The sequence below is a fragment of the Saccharospirillum impatiens DSM 12546 genome (genome assembly GCF_000423605.1).
Taxonomy (GTDB): Bacteria; Pseudomonadota; Gammaproteobacteria; order Pseudomonadales; family Natronospirillaceae; genus Saccharospirillum; species Saccharospirillum impatiens.
This window is the reverse complement of record NZ_AUIH01000006.1, coordinates 152,642-170,988: the sequence shown is the minus strand read 5'-3', so window position 1 is coordinate 170,988 and position 18,347 is coordinate 152,642. Positions and strand designations below refer to the sequence as shown.

Below are 18,347 nucleotides of genomic sequence, written 5' to 3'. Positions count from 1 at the left end.
ACGCGTGGGGGCCATTTACTCCGGTAGTTGGCTGACATAATCGGCTGGGTTGAGGTCGGGTATCGGTTTGTCTTCACCCGCCGGAGTGCCAAGGTAGATAAAGCCGACGAGGTGGTCCTGTTCCGCCATGCCCAGAGCTTGTTTTAGTGCCGGGCTGTAGGCCGGTGCGCCGGTGCGCCATACAGCGCCGATGCCCAGCGCATGGGCGGCGTTTATCAGATTGGTAACGGCGGCTCCGGTGGCGAGTACCTGCTCGATGGCCGGTACTTTGGGGTGCTTGGTTATCTTCGCCCAGGCAATCAGTACCAGCGGCGCCCGCATCGGGCTATTGAGCAGCTTTTGGCGCTTTTTGTCCGGGATTTCAGGGTCGTCGCTCAAGGCACTGCTGGCCATCCACTCACCCAGTCGAGCGCGGTCATCACCGCTGACTTCAATAAAACGCCAGGGACGCAGCCAGGCATGGTCCGGCGCCCGCAGGGCAGCTGCGTACAGCTCGGCCAGTTGAGGCTGGGTGGGGCCGGGGTCGTTCAGTCGCGGATGGGAAACCCGCTGTTGAAGCAGGGCGAGCGTTGGGTGTGCCGGAACTGTCGATTCAGGGGGTTTGGTCATGGTCCACTCAGTGATTTAACGCACATTTTCGGTTATCGTACCGGTCTGATTCGTTTAACATAAGCCCTCACGCGCACTGGGCTAGCTACTGGATGCAAAAACGGCACATGGCCACTGACAATAATAAGAATGGCAAATCCAAGCCGTCGGCCTCAGTTCGTGGTCGCCGGGCAACAGACCCGAAAGACAAAGTGCCAGTCAGGGGAGCTGCCGCCCAGTCAGTTGCTGACATCGAACTGACTGATGATTTTACGGTCCTACCCATTTCAGCCGAATTCAATTCTCGCTCGCTGATTTATCTGACTCTCGCGGGTACGCTGGTTAGCATTCTGTACGCTGGCCAGATTTCCAACCAGTTTTCGATCATCGTTGCATTCTGTCTGCTTTACCCAACCCTGGTTCGTTTCATGAGCCTGCCCATGCGTCGGCGCTACCCGAAACAGGTTGGGTATACGCTGATGCTGTTTGACGCCTTTTTTATAGGCGCCATCCTGGTTGCCATGGGGTCGCCACTGGTTCCCACCATGCTCTTGCTGATCATGGCCAATGCCAGTTTTATCTGTGTTGGCCGAACGTCGTCTTACGTTCTTTGCCTGCTGTTCGTCGCGCTAGGCGCAGGCGTTATGTACTTTATCGAACCCCAGCCCATGTTCACCGAAACCACAGTGCTGACCAATGTCATTGCGGCTTTCGGTGCGGGACTGCATGTCAGTGTGAATGCTTACTATACCGCCCAGCAAGCGCGCTATCTGAAGATGACCAGGCAGGAGCTGCAGCGCCAGAGTCAGCAATATCGCGGTTTGTCGCAGAAACTATCCAAGTATTTGTCGCCACAGGTCTGGGAGACGATTTTCCGGGGCAAGCGGGATGTGAAGCTGGAAACCCAGCGTAAACGGCTGGTGGTGTTTTTTTCTGATATTAAAGGGTTTTCCGAGATTTCGGAAATGATGGAAGCCGAGGCCCTGACTGAGCTGATCAACACCTACCTGACCGAGATGAGTCGGGTCGTGATGAAGTACGGCGGCACCATCGACAAGTTCATTGGCGACGCCATTATGGTTTTTTTTGGCGATCCTGAATCCAAGGGTGTGCGCAAAGATGCGCTGGCCTGTGTATCCATGGCGATCGAAATGCGCAAGCTGATGCGCATATTGCGGCAACGCTGGCGTGCGCAGGGCATTCAGCATCCGCTGGAAATTCGTATGGGCATTAACAGTGGCTATTGCACGGTCGGAAACTTTGGGGCCGAAACCCGCATGGATTACACCATTCTTGGTAAAGAGGTTAACCTGGCATCGAGACTGGAATCGTCTGCTGAACCGGGTGAGATTCTGGTCTCCTATGAAACCTATGCACTGATTAAAGACACTATTTTGTGTCGGGAAAAAGGCCGTATCAACGCCAAGGGGTTTTCCCGTCCTGTACCGGTTTACCAGGTCGTCGATTTTCGCAAGGAACTGGGCGCACGCCACAGTTATACTGAGGTGGATCTGGACGGATTTTCGTTGTCGATGGACGTTGAAAAAGTCCGTAATTATGATCGTGACCGCATTATGGAGGCCATCGACAAGGTCAAGCAGTCACTCAATAATCTAACGCCCTGACCGGAGTCGCCGGCGCTGTGTCCCGGTCTCCTGACTCTGGAGTCCTGTCATGTCCAATCAGTTTCCAACCGCCGTGCAACTGGGGCAAGCCATCGGTCGAGGCGAATTGAGCCCGGTCGATCTTGCCGAACAGGCACTCAGCCAGGCTGAACAATTCCCTGAAGTGTATCTGAATGTTCTGCGTGAACGCGCGCTTTGTGAGGCGGAACTGTCGACCTGGCGACGAGATCATGATTGTCGCCTGGGCCCGTTGGATGGTGTACCCATTGCCTGGAAAGACTTGTTCGACGTGGCCGGGGAAGTGACAACCGCTGGCGGACGCGTGTTCACCGAGCCTGCGCTGAGGGATGCCGAAGTCGTAAGGCGTGCCGGGCAGGCCGGCTTGGTCAGTGTTGGCAAGACCAACCTCACCGAGCTGGCTTTTTCAGGGTTGGGCATGAATCCGCATTACGGTACACCGGACGCGACGCCCGGTAACGGAGAGCAGCGCGTGCCGGGTGGTTCCAGCAGTGGTTCGGCTGTCGCCGTCGCCAAGGGGTTGATACCGGTTGCCGCAGGTACAGACACGGCAGGTTCTTTGCGCATACCGGCGGCCTTTAATGGCTTGGTATCTTATCGGCCAACCACCGGGCATCATCCGGCGCATGGCGTCGTTCCCCTGGGTCGTAGCCTGGACACACCCGGTGTGATCGCCCGGACGCTGGAAGATTGTCTGGCCGTCGATGATGTTTTCTGCGGCAAATCCGGGGTACAGCGCCAGGCGCTGGTAACTGACCAGGTGACGGTGGTGCTGGATGAACAGGCATTAGACGATGAAAGTCTGGAAGAGTCGGTCAGAGCGGCGACACGCGCCTATGCCGATCGGTTGGAGTCCAAGGGGATTAGGGTTGTGCGCAAGGCAGTGCCGGTTGTCGAGCAATGCCATCAGTTAACGGCCCGGCTGGGCTGGCTGGGTGGCTTTGAAGCACTGGCTGAATACCGCGATTTATTGGCCAGCCTGCCGGCGGAGCGATTTGACCCTCGCGTCAGGGATCGGATTTTAGCGTTCGAACACAGATCGCCGGCGGATGTGGTGCAGCTCTATCGGGAAAGGCGCTATTTGCAGCAGGTGTTGGTTGAGCAGCTGGGTTCGGCGGTGTTGTTGTCACCCACCGTTGCTCGCATCGCGCCACTATTGGGCCCCTTGCTTTTGGACGATGACGCCTACCGGGCCGCCAATACCGCCTGCCTCAGGTTGAGCATGGTGGCCAGTCTGCTCGATAGCCCTGCGATAACTGTGCCTGCCGGAGTGGACCTGCAGGGCCAGTTTATGGGTGTTCAATTGATGGGTTTAGCGGGTCAGGATGAACATCTGAAGCGTTCGGTACTGGCTTTATAGGAGCCGGTACAACCGAAGGTCAATCACCATTGTCGCCCGCGACAACCCGGTTACGTCCGCTGGATTTGGCCTGGTACACCCGCTGGTCGGCGAGCTTCAATGCGCGTTTGAATTCAGATACTCCCTTGAAAGCTGCCAGCCCGGCGCTGAATTGCAAGTCAATGTTGATTTCGTCGAACTGAAACCGGCGACCCGCAACGAGTTTGCGCAGTTCGTCTACGATTGGCCGTGCCTCAGTCTCTGACAGGCCCATGAGCACCAGGACGAATTCCTCGCCGCCCCAGCGGCAGACGCTGTCGGTTTCCTTGAGATTATTGCGCAATACTTTGGCAAAGGTCGTAAGCACCCGGTCTCCCACATCGTGACCATAGCGGTCGTTGACCGCTTTGAAGTGGTCAATGTCGATCAGGGCGACACAGGCGTGCTGATCGCTTTGCTTCCACTTCAGCAATTGCCGTTCGAGACCAAGCCGATTCATCAGTCCCGTTAACGGATCAGTCAGTGAGTTCTTGCGGTGCATGTCGGCCGTGTGTTTGATCGCCAGGTAGGATTGCACATGTGTCCATTCGATCAGTAAGCTCAGCAATACGATAAACAGCGTTGCGGCGATCAGTCGTGGCTGGGCATCGATATCGTATGGGTACATTCCGGGCAGGTCGATTAGGATGGCAGCGATCACAACCAGGCTATAAAAACCTCCCAGTAGCTGGCCAGTTCGCCAACCGGCGATAACGATCATCATGGGGATCAGGGTGAAGGAAAAATAGACACCGGTGCCATCTTGCCCTCCGGACATTGTCAGGTAGAGGGCAAAAAGACACATAACAATGGCCAGTGCGATCCGCTCTCCACCGGCCTGCTGTCGTACATGGGCTGAAGTCACCAGGGTGGTGATCACGCAGATCACCAGCAGCAGAATCCAGAATCGAACCCAAATGCCTTGCCAGATAGCCAGCAACGCAAAAGGGACCATGATCAGATTGCCCGATACGGCGAAAAAGCGCATCAACACCAGTGTACGCTTCAGATCAATTTGTTCGGGTGTACTGCCCAATCGCACGCCGGAAACATCCTGCCCTCTCGTTTAATAAACCATAGCACCCCAACGGGTAATTGGTAATGTCCCGGGCCGTTATCAGGCCTGAATGAGCAATCGGCTTGCGCTGGGTCACGCTATTGCTGTTTTTGAGTTCAGTGACTTTACTGAGCAGGGTATCGTTGATTTACAGCTATGATCATTGTTCCTGCTTTATGTCAGCGGGCGGAGCAACAGCCTGAATCCCGGTGCGGGAGTCAGGTCGGATTGAATATTCAGGAGCGTTACTGGCGTTATGGACTTTAAAGACTATTACAAGGTGCTGGGTGTCGCCGACAAAGCAACCCAGACAGAGATCAAACAGGCGTATCGCAAACTGGCGAGAAAGTACCACCCGGATGTCAGCAAGGAAACGGATGCCGAGGCGCAGTTCAAGGAAGTGGGGGAGGCCTACGAAGTGCTCAGCGATGCCACCAAACGGTCTGAGTATGATCAGATCAGGGCTTTGCGCGCGGCCGGGGGTGGTCGTCGAACGGCGGGCTCTGGTGCGAGTATGAGCGACGATGAAGCCAGTCGGCAGTTTAGTGAGTTTTTCCGATCGGTATTTGGCGGTGGTATGGGGGGCGACGAACCGGCAGGTGCTGGGTTTCGTCAGGCTGGCAGTGGTGACTGGGGGCGTTCGTTCAGTCATCGCGGGCAAGACATGCATCATCGGCTGGCATTGTTTCTGGAAGAGGCGGTACAAGGGGTGCAGCGCACGCTCAAGCTTGATACTCCGGCCGCCGATGCACGGGGGCGCATGCACCACAAAACCCGTACATTGAATGTAAAAATTCCGGCGGGTGTGGTTACCGGGCAACGCATCCGTTTGGCGGGACAGGGTGGGCCGGGTCACAGCGGGGGTGCGGCCGGTGATCTGTTTCTGGAAATCGAACTGGCACCACATCCGCTGTTCGCCGTCGACGGTCGGGACCTCGTGCTGACCCTGCCGGTTGCGCCCTGGGAAGCGGCTTTGGGCGCGAAGGTCGAGGCACCAACGCTGACTGGCTCGGTCAACCTGACCATCCCCAAAGGCTCGGTGAGTGGGAAAAAACTGCGCCTGAAAGGGCGCGGTCTGGGCCGAAACCCGACCGGAGACCTGATCGTCACGGTACAAGTTACTGTGCCGGCCCATCACTCGGCGAAGGCCGAGGCGCTCTACCGGGAGCTGGCCGAAGTGGAAACGGCCTTTAATCCAAGGCAATCGCTGGAGAAACGGTAATGAACACTGAGATTCCAACGGTCGTTATTGATGAGCAGCAATTGGTTGAGGAAGACGTCTGGTTGAGTCTGAACGACCTTTGTGAGCGCTGTGGCCTGCAGCAGACACTGGTAATAGAACTGGTGGAGCTGGGTCTGGTTATGCCCCAAACCGTTACGGCTGAGCGATGGCAATTTCAGGTAGCAGCGGTACCAACATTGCATCAGGCCGTAAGACTCAGACGTGAACTGGATCTCGACTGGCAGGGTGTCGCCGTGGCGATGGACTTGCTGGAGCAGATACAGGCTCTGCGTCAGCAAGTACGCTCCCTGGAGCGGCAGTTGGGTGCCCGATAATTCGATCAGACGTCTGCAAACCGTCTGCGTTGCCGGGTCAGGTTCAGGCTGAAGGCGAGTGCCAGGGCTGCCAGACCCACCAGGGTCGGTACCAGTCCAAACCACTCCGACAAACTGCCGATCACCAGTGCGCCGATGGCCGGGCTGCCCATGCTGACCACTGTCCAGATGCTCATCACGCGCCCGCGGTACTGATCACCGATCATCATCTGTAGCAGCGCCTGGCACCCGGTCCCAATAACCGTCATGGCCAGGCTGCACAGGCTGATAATGCCAATGAGCCAGGCGAGACTGTTCAACTTGAGCAACGGCAACAGTGCGGCAGAGCTGATGAGCAACCCCAGTAACACCAGCCAGCTGATGCGGGACAGGTCACCCCGCTGACGCGATACGATCAAGCCCCCGATAATGGATCCGGCGCCGGCGACACCGGTTAGAATGGCCAGGTTCTGCGCGCTGCCACTGGTCAGTTCACCGGAAATGGCGGGTAACAGTTCGAGTACAGAGCGCCCTACCAGTCCATTGGTCAACGTCATCAGCAATACCAGCCTGACCAGCGGCGCCTGGCGTATAAAGCGAAAGCCAGCCAGCATATCACTCAGCAGGCTGATGCTGCGATCCCGCGCTGCGGGGGCGATGCGGGGGACTCGCAACAGGAACGTCAGGGTACCGGAAAAACACAGGGCCGATAGAGCGAAGGCCACGCCGACGTTGGCAATGCTGATGATGCCGGCACCGAGTGCCGGGCCGATGATCCGGGACACGTTGAAGACAATGGCGGTCATACCGATGCCACTGGGTAGCAGATGCCGACTGAGTATTTTGGGCACCAGGGCCAGGCGCATCGGGTGGTGTGCGGCGGTGACACAGCCAAATGCCAGGGCCGATGACAGCAGGGCGGTCAGGTTGATCGCATCCAGGAAAAACAGTAGCGCAATGGCGACGCAGATCAGGGTATTGAGCAGCGCCGTGATGACCACCCCACCGCGTGGATCGATGCGATCTGAAATCACACCGAAAATCGGTGACAGCAGAAAGGTCGGGGCGAGCAGTATTGCGCTGGTCACACCCACCCAAAAGGGCGACAGTGTTAACTCCCAAACACTCCAGCCGATAAGAAACCGGGCAATCCAGATCCCGAGTGTGGCGAAACTGGTTGCGATGAAATAATCCCGGAAAACGGGCGAAGACAGCGCTGAACGTGAGGCTGGCCGGTTGAATTGACGGCTCGGTTCAGGTGTCATGTCTGGTGAAGGTCTGGCGCACAAAGGCTCCCTGGTGAGGTTTAGGTGATCAGTGGGTGGCTCGCTTGCCCCGGCCTGGTGCATGGACCACACTGTAGGTGTCAGTATAGGTCACCAGTATAACGCAGACTGACCCTGACAAGGGTGCAACGAAGCGTTTTCACGGGGTTGCTTTTTTTGCGGGGCCACGAAGGCTGGTGTGTTTTGGCAGGGAAAGTTAAAAGCGATTCGTCACTGGAGGTCACACTCTGCCTACTTCCGTATCTTCAGCACCCGGGTATCAGCTGCCAAGGCTGACACGGGTCAACTACACCCCACGAGTTATGGGGTTTGGTGCCATCTTTGTCGCTATCGTCTGGTTGACGTTTGAGCGAGGCTGGTCGCACTGGAACTTGCCCGTTGCTGCCCTGTATTTTCTGATCTACCCCCATCTCGTGTATTGGTTTGACTTCTGGCGTCGTGCAACCGTCAGTGTGGAACGCCGCGCCATGATGTTTGATGGTCTGGTCCTGGGTGCCTGGTGTGCTCATATCAACTTTTCAGGCTGGATATCTTTCACGCTACTTGCCGCAGTAATCCTGAACAACACCATGACCGGTGGCGTGCGTCAGTGTGCCGGCGCACTCGGTTTTTTCGTTACGGGAATCGCTGGGGCGGCGTTTGTATCGACGGTAGCCTGGGCCCCTGAAGCACCGCTGGGTATTAATGTGCTGACAATGATGTCACTGCAACTCTATATTTTCAGCATCGCCTGGGTGTTTTATGTACAGAACTCGCGGTTGGTGGGCACCAAAAGGAACGCCGAGCAAAAGAACGTTATTTTTACCGCGATGCTGGAGCTGAGCGACTTGAATGATCAGGTTGATTCTTTCGAGTCTCTGGTGGAGGCCGCACTTGGTGTTCTGCAACGCCTGTATCCGGATCAATCGTTCGGTTTTGTATTAAAAGACCCGAAAGTCCACGATGAGCTGTACTTTGCCACCTTCACGCCGGATCTTGACGATGAGCAGAAGAGCATACTCAGGCGCCGACTGGCACGGGTACGTGAGCACTTGCCACAGGGCTATTTTTTGAATACGACCGATCAGCACACAGGCAGTTTCGTGTTTCCGTTACGGGAACGCTTCGACCGGTTTCAGGGGTTGTTGCTGATACAGGGGGCGACTCTGCCGGACGAAGAGCGACAGGCGCTGCAGTTGCTGATCAAACAACTGGGTACAGCGGTTGCCAATAAGTTGCTGTCACTTGAGCTGAAAGCCGCTGCTGAACGCGATGCACTGACCGGAATATATAACCGCGGGCATCTCGAAGCGGAACTGACCGAAGCCCAGAATCGTTTGAAGGCCGATGCCGACGATCACTTTTCAGTCATTTTGATCGATCTTATCGGTCTTAAAACGATTAACGATCAACACGGTCATGCCGCCGGTGACGAACTGATTCGATTTGTTGCCGATGCCCTCAAGGATATATGCCGCGACCATGATCAGGTATTCCGGTACGGTGGTGATGAGTTTGTGATTCTCTGTCACAGTGAGGATGACAAAGGCGCTACGGCGCTGATGCAGCGCGTTGATCGTCAGGTGAAGGATAAAACCATCAGTCTGACGACCGATGACGGGGTTCAAATAGAAACCCCGATCCAAATGAGCATCGGCCTCGCCAGCTCCGATCAGGTTTCACCGGAAGAGGTGCTTAAACTCGCCGACGAACGGATGTATGCCGACAAAGAACGCTGGTACCGGGGACGCAAGCGGTACCGTTAATACCCACTATACCAGTGTCAAATGCGAAATATCCGGGGGAGGTGGCGGCGCTGCCTTGTCGTTTTCAACCAGTGTGACGCCTGGCTCATCCAGCGATAAACCGGATATATCGACCTGAAACGGTGCCGGGCGTGACGGGTTCTCAACCAGGTTTACGCCTGGTTCATCCAGTGACAAGCCGGAAATATCAACCGGTACCGGTGTGGGTCGCTCTGGGTGTTCGACCAGGGTAACACCCGCCTGAGCAAGACTGAGCCCGCCGGTCTCGACCGCTACGGGTCGAACATCGCGGTGCTCACCGATATCGCTGCCAGCGGGCAGTATTGTCCAGTCGCTTTCACCTGCCGGTGTTGAAGCTGCTTTCCCGGCCTGGCCCGGCTGCCCGTTTTCAGGCTGTTGCCCGGGGGTGGTGACGGCCGGTGGTGCTTTACCCATCGGCACGATGATTGGTTTCGCCCCAATTTTCTCCAGTGCTGCTTTGTATTTGGCCGCCGTCGGTTTGTCCACTTTCAGTTTGATCGGTTGCGGCGTACCTGAAAAGAACGCTGCCAGCCGGGCAGGGTCAGTCTTGAACAGCTGCGCCATATCCGCTTTAACAAAGTCGGCGTAAAACCCGTCGAGCAGATCGCCCCTGAAATAAATGTCGTAACGCGCCTCGCTCATGGTGCTGGTCCTGTCGCTGGGTGCTTGTTGCCAGTATAGAGGATTCCGCAGCGGTGCGTCAGTGACTGCCGAGCTGGGGTAGGGCGCGACAGCAGGTCGTCTGTACTCGTACATTGGTCTCATTGTTTACAATTTTCATTGAATGTGAGGCATTTTATGCGTTTAATGATTCATTCTTGTTTTATTGTAGACAATATATGGAAGCCCGGACTCAGGTTGACCGCATTTATCAGCAATTGCTTGAAGCGATCGTGCGCGGCGATATTGCCCCCAACGAAAGGTTGCGAGAGTCGGAGTTATCGACTGAACTGGGCATTAGCCGGGGTCCGCTGCGCGAGGCTCTGCACCGTCTGGAAAGTCGCCGGCTGGTGCGCAAGGTACCGCACGTCGGGGCTCAGGTTGTGGGTGTGGATCGACAAGAGCTGATCGAGTTGTATCAGATTAGGGAAAACCTCGAATCACTAGCCTGTGAACTCGCGGCAAGAAACATGACAGACGACGCCTTGCAGGAGCTGGGTGCGGTACTGGTGCGACATGAACGCTACCTGGATGACCAGAACGACCAGTTTTACATTCAGCAGGAAGGGGACCTGGATTTTCATTTCAATATCATTCAGGCCAGCGGAAACCGATGGCTGATCAGCCTGCTGTGCGACGAGCTATACCAGCGGGTGCGCATGTTCCGGTTTCAGTCCGCGCACCGGCGCGGGCGCCCGCGCCAGGCTCTGGAAGAACATCAGCGCATTTTTCAGGCTTTGCAACAGCGTGATGGTGAATTGGCTTCACTGTTGATGAAACGACACATTCGCTCGGCTCGCCGGGTACTCGAACAAACGACTGAGGAGACCCCACAATGAAGGCAACAAGTACAGCTGGCCGCCGTTTTCGTGACGCACTGGCGGCACAAAACCCGTTGCCGATCGTCGGCACGATCAACGCCTATACCGCCATGCTGGCTCAGCGAGCCGGGCATTCAGCCATTTACCTGTCTGGTGGTGGTGTGGCAAACGCGTCTTTTGGTCTGCCCGATCTGGGTGTGACGACACTGAACGACGTTCTGGAAGATGCCCGCCGCATTACCGGCGCCAGTGACTTGCCGCTGCTGGTGGATATCGACACCGGGTTTGGGGGTGCCTTTAACATTTCCCGGTGCATTCGTGACATGGAGCGAGCGGGTGTCGCGGCCATTCACATTGAAGATCAGGTCATGCAAAAACGCTGCGGCCATCGGCCGAATAAAGCCATTGTCAGTCAGTCTGAAATGGTCGACCGGATAAAGGCCTGTGTGGATGCCCGTCAGGACGATGATTTCTTTGTCATGGCCCGCACCGATGCTTTCGCGCAGGAAGGCTTGAGGGCCGCAATCGATCGGGCACAGGCCTGTGTCGAAGCCGGTGCCGATGGCATTTTTGCCGAAGCCGTTCACACTCTGGATGATTACAAAGCCTTTGCGGACGCCATGGACGTGCCCATTCTGGCAAACATTACTGAATTCGGGCAAACCCCTCTGTTCAACCAGAGCGAGCTGGCTGAAACCGGTGTGGCCATGGTGCTGTATCCGTTGAGCGCGTTCCGGGCAATGAGTTTGGCGGCACTGGAGGTGTATCAGAGCATCAAGGTGGAAGGCGATCAGAAAGCCGTAGTCGACATGATGCAGACGCGTATGGATTTGTACGACGTGCTTAACTACCACGACTTCGAAGCCAAGCTGGACGCTTTGTTCGACCAGGGCAGTGCGCGTTGAGGTACCAAAAACCGCACCGGCCACCAGGTAGGCCTATCAAGGGTCGGCATGAACCCATCAATGGCGGTCCGACGTCTCGGGCCTGGACAGCAACATCCATGTTGCGGACCCCCCTTGATGAGCCTACCTGGCACCCGATGCTAGTCCACTGCTAATGAACGTATTTGTCTAATAAAAGAAGTTACAAACAACAGGAGCCTGATCATGGTGGATAAACCAGTGTCCGGAGCCGGACTTCGCGGCCAGGTGGCCGGTGAAACGCATTTGTGTACCGTCGGTAAGGAAGGCAGCGGCCTGACCTATCTCGGTTACGATATTCAAAGCCTGGCTGATCATGCCAGCTTCGAAGAAGTTGCCTATCTGCTGCAATTTGGTGAATTGCCAAATGCGAAACAGCTGAACGAGTATAAAGGTCGCTTACAGCACAAGCGTGAGCTCCCCCAAGCATTGCTGGAAACCCTGGAACGCATTCCGGCAACTGCCCACCCCATGGATGTGATGCGCACCGGTTGCTCCATGCTGGGGGTACTTGAACCGGAACAGGATTTTGCTCAGCAAGATACCGAGATTGAACGTATGCTGGCGGCATTTCCCGGCATTATTTGCTATTGGTATCACTTTTCCCATTTTGATCGGCGCATTGAAACCGCCAGTGATGCCGGCAGCATCGCCGAGCATTTTCTGATGCTGTTGCATCAGGAAACGCCGGATCCCGTGCACGTCAAGGTGATGCATGCGTCGCTGATTCTCTATGCCGAGCATGAGTTTAATGCCTCGACCTTTGCTGCCCGGGTCGCCGCCAGTACTCTGACGGATATCTACAGCGCCGTCACCGGGGCTATTGGTACCTTGCGGGGCCCTTTGCATGGCGGTGCCAATGAAGCCGCTATGGCAATGATCGAGGCGTTTAAAGACCCGGACGACGCCGAACAGCAATTGCTGGGCATGTTGTCGCGCAAGGAAAAGATCATGGGCTTTGGTCATGCGGTGTATCGCACCAGCGATCCGCGCAATGCGATTATCAAAGCCTGGGCAAAACGGCTTGCAGAGCAGAGCGGCGACAGCCACTTGTATGACATCGCCGAGCGCTGTGAAACGGTTATGTGGCATGAGAAAAAACTCTTTCCCAATGCCGATTTCTTCCACGCACCGGCTTATCACACCCTGGGTATTCCGACGCATTTGTTTACGCCCATCTTCGTCATGGCGCGGGTCAGCGGCTGGACCGCGCACATCAAGGAGCAGCGAGCCAATAATCGGATTATCCGTCCCAATGCTGACTACGTTGGCCCTGAGATGCGTGACTTTATTCCGCTGGAAAAACGGTAGCCGGGCCGAATAACCGTTGCCGATGTATCTGCAAATGAAGCACATTAATTGTTAACCTAGCCACAGGATTGAACCATGAGTTCCAATGTAGACCTGAACAATCGCCCCGAGTACGACGACGTCTTGCAGGCGATCGCCGATTACGTACTCGATTTCAAGATCGACAGCCACGAAGCCTGGGATACCGCCCGCAACTGCCTGATGGATACCCTCGGCTGCGGCCTGCTGGCATTGCGTTTTCCCGAGTGCACCAAACACCTGGGACCTATTGTGGAAGGTACTGTCGTGCCTAACGGCGCGCGCGTGCCGGGCACGCAGTTGCGTCTCGATCCGGTCAAGGCAGCCTGGGACATTGGTGCCATAGTACGCTGGCTCGATTACAACGACACCTGGCTGGCAGCCGAATGGGGCCACCCGTCAGACAACCTGGGTGGCATTCTGGCAGTAGCCGATCACTTGTCGCAGGTTCGGGTCAGCCAGGGTGAAGCCCCGTTGACCATGGATGCTGTGCTTGAGGCCATGATCAAAGCCCATGAAATTCAGGGCGTACTGGCGCTGGAGAATTCGTTCAATCGGGTGGGGCTGGACCATGTTGTGCTGGTTAAGGTTGCCTCCACCGCCGTAGTGGCCAAGCTGATGGGCGCCAACCGCGAACAACTGCTCAGCGCGCTGTCCCACGCCTGGGTCGATGGTCAGGCACTGCGTACTTACCGACACGCTCCCAATGCCGGTTCGCGCAAAAGCTGGGCGGCGGGTGATGCCACCAGCCGCGCCGTGCGTCTGGTCGACATCGCTCTGCGCGGTGAAATGGGGATTCCCGGTGCGCTGACAGCGCCACAGTGGGGCTTCTATGATGTGCTGTTCAGCAAGACCAACAAGGACCAGCAAGTTAAGCCTGAGGCTGACCGGTCGTTCAAATTCCAGCGCGAGTATGGCAGCTATGTGATGGAGCAGATTCTGTTCAAGATCAGCTTCCCGGCCGAATTTCATGCACAAACAGCCGCCGAGGCTGCCGTGACCCTGCACCCCAAGGTCAAAAACCGCATCGACGAGATTGATCGCATTGTGATCACCACACATGAATCGGCGATCCGCATCATCAGCAAGGTGGGTCCGCTGGCCAATGCGGCTGACCGAGACCACTGCCTGCAATACATGACCGCTGTGCCCCTGCTGTTTGGCAATCTGGTCGCGGAACAGTACGAAGATGATTTCCACGCTGCGCATCCGACTATTGACGTACTGCGCGATAAAATGGAAATCGTTGAAGACACCCGTTACAGCGCTGATTATCATGCGCCGGACAAGCGCTCTATCGCCAACGCCATTCAGGTATTCTTCAAAGATGGCAGCAGCACCGACCAGGTAGCGGTTGAATACCCGATCGGCCATCGTCGGCGTCGTGCAGAGGGTATCCCGCTGCTCGAACAGAAATTCCGCGCCAACCTGGCAACGCGTTTTCCGGCGTCTCGCACCGCGGAAATCTTTGATCTGTGCAAAGATGCGGATCGGTTGAAAAAGACACCGGTACACCGTTTTATGGACCTGATGGTGATCTGACATCAGGTTAGGCGCATCCAAGTGCGTTCGGGCGCCGTATAAATGGCGTTCGAACGCAATGACAGGTTCCCCTGATGTTTATTGTCTCGCTTGTCGGTACCAATCGGTGCCGACGTTTTTTTGTTGTCGCCCTGCTGTCGTTGCTGTTGACCGGCTGCGCATTGCCGGCACTTAACCTGATTACCCCGCACTCTGGCTACGAGCGTACCGCTGATATCGCCTATGGTGACAAGCCGCGCCAGATGCTGGATCTGTATCATCCGGATGAAGCACTGCAGGGCGCACCTACCCTGATTTTTTTCTACGGTGGCTCCTGGCAGGAGGGATACAAGGGCGGTTATCGTTTTGTTGCTCAGGCACTCAGTGAGGCGGGTTACCGGGTCGTCGTTCCGGATTACCGGCTCTATCCGCAGGTGAGATTCCCCGTATTTATCGAAGATGGCGCAGCGGCCGTGCAATGGGCCGTCAATGCAGGGTTGGCGACCGATGGCCTGGTCTTGATGGGGCATTCTGCCGGAGCGCATACGGCTGCCATGCTGGCACTGGACGAACGCTTCCTGGACAATGCCGGAGTCAGCCGCGAACTCATACGCGCATGGGTTGGGCTGTCCGGCCCCTATGACTTTTTGCCATTGTCTGATCCGGATCTGATCGACATTTTCGGTGGTGCCACAGGGGTGCCACATACCCAGCCAATTACCTTCGTCAGCGCCGACGACCCGCCAGCACTGCTGATCGATGGTCTCGATGACACAATTGTACGACCGAGAAATTTGCCCAATCTGGCCGGGGCTTACCGTCAGATTGGCGTGGAAGTGGAGACGCACCGGTACGAAGGTGTTAACCACAATGACACGGTAGCCTCCTTTTCGGTTCGCCTGCGTGACCGCTCCCCGGGGTTTGAGGACACTTTGAGTTTTTTACAGCGATTGCAAAAATAAACTCCGGAACTGGCGTCAAATAATTACAACCATACCGCAGCGGCGCTGGCGGCCAGTGTCATGATCAGCAGGAACCATTTCATGGTGCGCTGGCTGACATTGATCGCCAGGTGCACGCCAAGCTGGGCGCCGATCATGGTGCCAACAGCAAGCACCAACCCCGGCACCCAGGCCACCTGGCCACGGTAAATAAAGATCACCAGCGACACGCTGGTAAAGGCGATGGTGCCGAGCAGTTTGTAGGCGTTCGCCTTGACCAGATCGTAACGCAGCGCCCCGGCCACCGCGGCAATCAGCAAGAAACCCACCCCCGCCTGCACAAAGCCCCCGTAGACGCCGGTTAAAAACAGACCCCAGCGTGCCTTGGGTCGCTGCTTGACGGTATAGGGCTGTTCATCCGGGCCGGGAATCACAATGCTCGGACGCACCAGCATGATCACCGCCAGGGTAATCATGGTGATCAGCAAAATGGGTTTGAGCAGGGTATTGGGCAAAAATGAAGCGCAGACTGCACCGACGGCACCACCGAGCATCATGGGAATCAAAATGGCTTTGCTGTCCTGGGTGTCCAGCCGCCCTTTGGCGTGAAAACCGCGCAAGCCGACAAGGCCCTGCAAAAAGACACCGACCCGGTTTGTGGCATTGGCGACATCGGCGGGCATGCCCATGGCCATCAAAGCAGGCAGCGTAAGGTTGGAGCCGCCACCGGCCATGACGTTGATAATGCCGGCCAGTAGGCCCGTTGACAGCAGCAGCGCAATGAAAAAAGGAGTGAGTTCGTACATCGTCGGTCTTGTCTTGAAGGTAGGCCCACAGTGTACCGTATTGGTGCATAGACACAGTGCCAGAGTTGGCAACGCAGTGTTGTGCAAGACGTTCAGGCAGAAATCGATCAAAATACAATCATTAGGTAAGTGCCGGGGTTCTATTATTTTTCAATTTGGTATGCTCCGCACCTGATTTGAACCGGCCCTGCAACGGCATGACATTTACCATTGAACTGAACCAGGTTCACCTAAAGCGCGATGACCAGACGGTGCTCAGTGACCTGACCCTCACATTGAGTGAACGCCGTATTGGTCTGATCGGCGATAATGGCTCCGGCAAGAGCTCTCTGGTGCGTCTGTTAAATGGTCTGTTGCAACCGAGCCAGGGCACCTTGCGGGTCAGGGGGCACAACCCGGCCGATGGCCCGGAGGTTATGTCTGATCAGGTCGGCTTTATTTTCCAGAACCCGGACCATCAACTGATTTTCCCGACGGTGATCGAGGAACTGATGTTTGGGCTGCGTAATCAGGGGCTGAGCAAATCAGACGCCCGTGATCGTGCCGAAGGGTGTCTGCGCGAGCACCATCGACTGGACTGGGCTGAACGGCCCGTTCATTCGTTGTCGGAAGGCCAGAAACAGTGGGTCTGTATTATGGCAGTACTGGTGATGAATCCAGCGGTACTGATTCTGGACGAGCCATTTTCAGCGCTCGATTTGCCTACCCGGCAATTTTTAACGCGCTGGCTGCTCGGCTTGCCCCAGCAATTGATCATGATCAGCCACGATCTCGATGTGTTGTCAGCCTTTGATCGTGTGCTCTGGCTTGAGCAGGGGCGGATTCGGGGCGATGGGGCGCCCGACGCCGTGATTGCCGACTATCGGTCGGCTTGCAGTGGAGACTTCACGCTATGATGACGCTCTATGTGCATCGCCAGTCCTGGTTGCATCGCCGTTCGGCCGGGTTGAAGTTACTGCTACTGATGGCCACCAGCATCACCCTCTATGCTCTGACGTCGCTGTGGGCGGCCGGGCTGGCCCTGATTGTGGTCCTGTTGGCTTACCGAAGTCTGGGTCCGGCTGGCTGGTCATATCTTTGGGTGGTCAAAGCCCTGATACCGATGTTTGTCCTGATTTTCGCCCTTCAAGCCTGGAGCCAGTCTGTCAGTGTTGCCACCCTGATGTTGTTGCGCATGCTAACGCTGATCTGGCTGGCCAATCTGGTCACACTCACAACCCGGATGGACGCCATGATGGACGCTGTCATGCCACTGCTGGCACCGTTGCGCCGGGTCGGGATAGCACCGCACCGCATTGCCTTTACGGTAGCGCTGTTTGTGCGTTTTGTTCCGGTATTGATGGCGGTGTTGAACAGCCTGCTGGAAGCCTGGAAGTCACGGGGAGGGGGCCGGGCAGTTTGGCGGCTGGCGATTCCGATGCTGATCAACGCGATTCGAATGTCCGACCACGTTGCACAGGCGCTCGCGGCGCGCGGCGGCGTGCGATCACCTGATACCCCGGTTTCAATGGTTCATTCCCAATAGGAGATTACAGTGAAAGACCAAGCGTTAGTACAAGTGGCGTTATACGCCGCTTTGGTGGCGGCCCTGGGCCTAATTCCGCCAGTACCTTTTGTAACCGGTATCCCGATTACGGCACAAACACTGGGGGTGATGTTGGCCGGCGTGATGCTCGGGCCCTGGCGCGGGTGTCTGTCGATGCTGTTGTTTGTTGCGGTAGTGGCCCTGGGTGCTCCCTTGCTATCGGGAGGGCGTGGCGGGCTCGGCGTCTTTGTGAGTCCGACGGCCGGTTTTATTATCGGGTTTCCGGCTGCGGCCCTGGTTTCCGGTGTCGTTGCCCGATTACTGCAGCGGCAGTCGATTCTGATCGCCGCCGGGGTGGGCGCTTTCATCGGTGGGATCCTGGTGCTCTATGTATTTGGTATCGTGGGCTTCAAGTGGGTGACCGGCAACGACTGGCTGCGCTCGGTTCAGGTGATGGCTGTGTATGTCCCCGGCGACAGTCTCAAGGTGGTGTTAACCGCCCTGGTCGCTCAGGCGGTATACAAGGGCTTGCCCGGCGCGGTGGCGACGCGTCAGGCCTGATCGCTT

General features: G+C 56.6%; 18 protein-coding genes. 13 read left to right on the top strand and 5 right to left on the bottom strand.

Annotated elements, in window-relative coordinates; all coding sequences use genetic code 11:
- Window positions 1-15: 15 nt before the first annotated feature.
- Window positions 16-609, bottom strand: a complete 594-nt coding sequence (locus G565_RS0106455; RefSeq protein WP_051207479.1) for a nitroreductase family protein — start codon at window positions 607-609, stop codon at window positions 16-18.
- A gap of 107 nt (window positions 610-716) precedes the next feature.
- Here G565_RS0106455 and G565_RS0106450 point away from each other — a divergent pair, with 107 nt between their 5' ends.
- Window positions 717-2,213 carry an adenylate/guanylate cyclase domain-containing protein gene (locus G565_RS0106450; protein ID WP_084649260.1) on the top strand — a complete coding sequence of 499 codons (1,497 nt, stop codon included), beginning with the start codon at window positions 717-719 and terminating at the stop codon, window positions 2,211-2,213.
- Between the two features lie 49 nt (window positions 2,214-2,262).
- Complete coding sequence (locus G565_RS0106445; protein WP_028670198.1) at window positions 2,263-3,591, top strand: amidase family protein; 1,329 nt, start codon at window positions 2,263-2,265, stop codon at window positions 3,589-3,591.
- Window positions 3,592-3,610: 19 nt separating this feature from the next.
- Here the strand turns inward: G565_RS0106445 and G565_RS0106440 are convergent, their stop codons facing one another.
- Window positions 3,611-4,651, bottom strand: coding sequence for a GGDEF domain-containing protein (locus tag G565_RS0106440; protein ID WP_028670197.1), 1,041 nt, complete (start codon window positions 4,649-4,651; stop codon window positions 3,611-3,613).
- A 271-nt stretch (window positions 4,652-4,922) separates the two neighbouring features.
- Here G565_RS0106440 and G565_RS0106435 point away from each other — a divergent pair, with 271 nt between their 5' ends.
- Both G565_RS0106435 and G565_RS0106430 read left to right on the top strand, forming a co-directional pair.
- Window positions 4,923-5,888, top strand: coding sequence for a DnaJ C-terminal domain-containing protein (locus G565_RS0106435; protein WP_028670196.1), 966 nt, complete (start codon window positions 4,923-4,925; stop codon window positions 5,886-5,888).
- On the top strand, window positions 5,888-6,223 hold the full coding sequence (locus G565_RS0106430; RefSeq protein ID WP_084649252.1) for a chaperone modulator CbpM: 336 nt from the start codon (window positions 5,888-5,890) through the stop codon (window positions 6,221-6,223). Before G565_RS0106435 ends, G565_RS0106430 begins: the two co-directional genes overlap by 1 nt.
- 5 nt (window positions 6,224-6,228) lie before the next feature.
- Here the strand turns inward: G565_RS0106430 and G565_RS23235 are convergent, their stop codons facing one another.
- A complete protein-coding gene (locus G565_RS23235; RefSeq protein WP_051207473.1) occupies window positions 6,229-7,467 on the bottom strand; it encodes an MFS transporter in 1,239 nt (412 codons plus the stop codon).
- Window positions 7,468-7,715: 248 nt separating this feature from the next.
- Here G565_RS23235 and G565_RS25855 point away from each other — a divergent pair, with 248 nt between their 5' ends.
- Window positions 7,716-9,233, top strand: a complete 1,518-nt coding sequence (locus G565_RS25855; protein WP_342662972.1) for a sensor domain-containing diguanylate cyclase — start codon at window positions 7,716-7,718, stop codon at window positions 9,231-9,233.
- Between the two features lie 6 nt (window positions 9,234-9,239).
- Here G565_RS25855 and G565_RS25850 read toward each other — a convergent pair whose 3' ends face one another.
- On the bottom strand, window positions 9,240-9,896 hold the full coding sequence (locus G565_RS25850) for a hypothetical protein (protein ID WP_051207471.1): 657 nt from the start codon (window positions 9,894-9,896) through the stop codon (window positions 9,240-9,242).
- A 197-nt stretch (window positions 9,897-10,093) separates the two neighbouring features.
- Between G565_RS25850 and G565_RS0106410 the strand changes: the two genes are divergently transcribed.
- The 5 genes from G565_RS0106410 to G565_RS0106390 all read left to right on the top strand — a co-directional run bounded on the left by G565_RS0106410 (window position 10,094) and on the right by G565_RS0106390 (window position 15,470).
- A complete protein-coding gene (locus G565_RS0106410; protein ID WP_051207469.1) occupies window positions 10,094-10,753 on the top strand; it encodes a GntR family transcriptional regulator in 660 nt (219 codons plus the stop codon).
- Window positions 10,750-11,640 (top strand): methylisocitrate lyase, encoded by an 891-nt coding sequence (gene prpB, locus G565_RS0106405; protein WP_028670192.1) that lies wholly within the window; start codon window positions 10,750-10,752, stop codon window positions 11,638-11,640. Before G565_RS0106410 ends, prpB begins: the two co-directional genes overlap by 4 nt.
- Before the next feature lie 204 nt (window positions 11,641-11,844).
- Window positions 11,845-12,969, top strand: a complete 1,125-nt coding sequence (gene prpC, locus G565_RS0106400) for a bifunctional 2-methylcitrate synthase/citrate synthase (protein ID WP_028670191.1) — start codon at window positions 11,845-11,847, stop codon at window positions 12,967-12,969.
- A 75-nt stretch (window positions 12,970-13,044) separates the two neighbouring features.
- A complete protein-coding gene (prpD, locus tag G565_RS0106395) occupies window positions 13,045-14,529 on the top strand; it encodes a 2-methylcitrate dehydratase (RefSeq protein WP_028670190.1) in 1,485 nt (494 codons plus the stop codon).
- 74 nt (window positions 14,530-14,603) lie between these two features.
- Window positions 14,604-15,470, top strand: a complete 867-nt coding sequence (locus G565_RS0106390) for an alpha/beta hydrolase (RefSeq protein WP_037337938.1) — start codon at window positions 14,604-14,606, stop codon at window positions 15,468-15,470.
- Between the two features lie 23 nt (window positions 15,471-15,493).
- On the opposite strand, the gene G565_RS0106385 is transcribed toward G565_RS0106390, so the two are convergent.
- On the bottom strand, window positions 15,494-16,255 hold the full coding sequence (locus tag G565_RS0106385) for a sulfite exporter TauE/SafE family protein (RefSeq protein WP_028670188.1): 762 nt from the start codon (window positions 16,253-16,255) through the stop codon (window positions 15,494-15,496).
- A gap of 197 nt (window positions 16,256-16,452) precedes the next feature.
- Here G565_RS0106385 and G565_RS0106380 point away from each other — a divergent pair, with 197 nt between their 5' ends.
- Genes G565_RS0106380 through G565_RS0106370 form a run of 3 tightly spaced genes read left to right on the top strand, consistent with a single transcriptional unit; the run spans window position 16,453 to window position 18,341 of the window.
- Window positions 16,453-17,151, top strand: coding sequence for an energy-coupling factor ABC transporter ATP-binding protein (locus G565_RS0106380; RefSeq protein ID WP_028670187.1), 699 nt, complete (start codon window positions 16,453-16,455; stop codon window positions 17,149-17,151).
- A complete protein-coding gene (locus tag G565_RS23215; RefSeq protein WP_051207467.1) occupies window positions 17,148-17,780 on the top strand; it encodes an energy-coupling factor transporter transmembrane component T family protein in 633 nt (210 codons plus the stop codon). The genes G565_RS0106380 and G565_RS23215 overlap by 4 nt, the downstream gene beginning before the upstream one ends.
- A 9-nt stretch (window positions 17,781-17,789) precedes the next feature.
- Window positions 17,790-18,341, top strand: a complete 552-nt coding sequence (locus tag G565_RS0106370; protein ID WP_028670186.1) for a biotin transporter BioY — start codon at window positions 17,790-17,792, stop codon at window positions 18,339-18,341.
- Window positions 18,342-18,347: the final 6 nt, after the last annotated feature.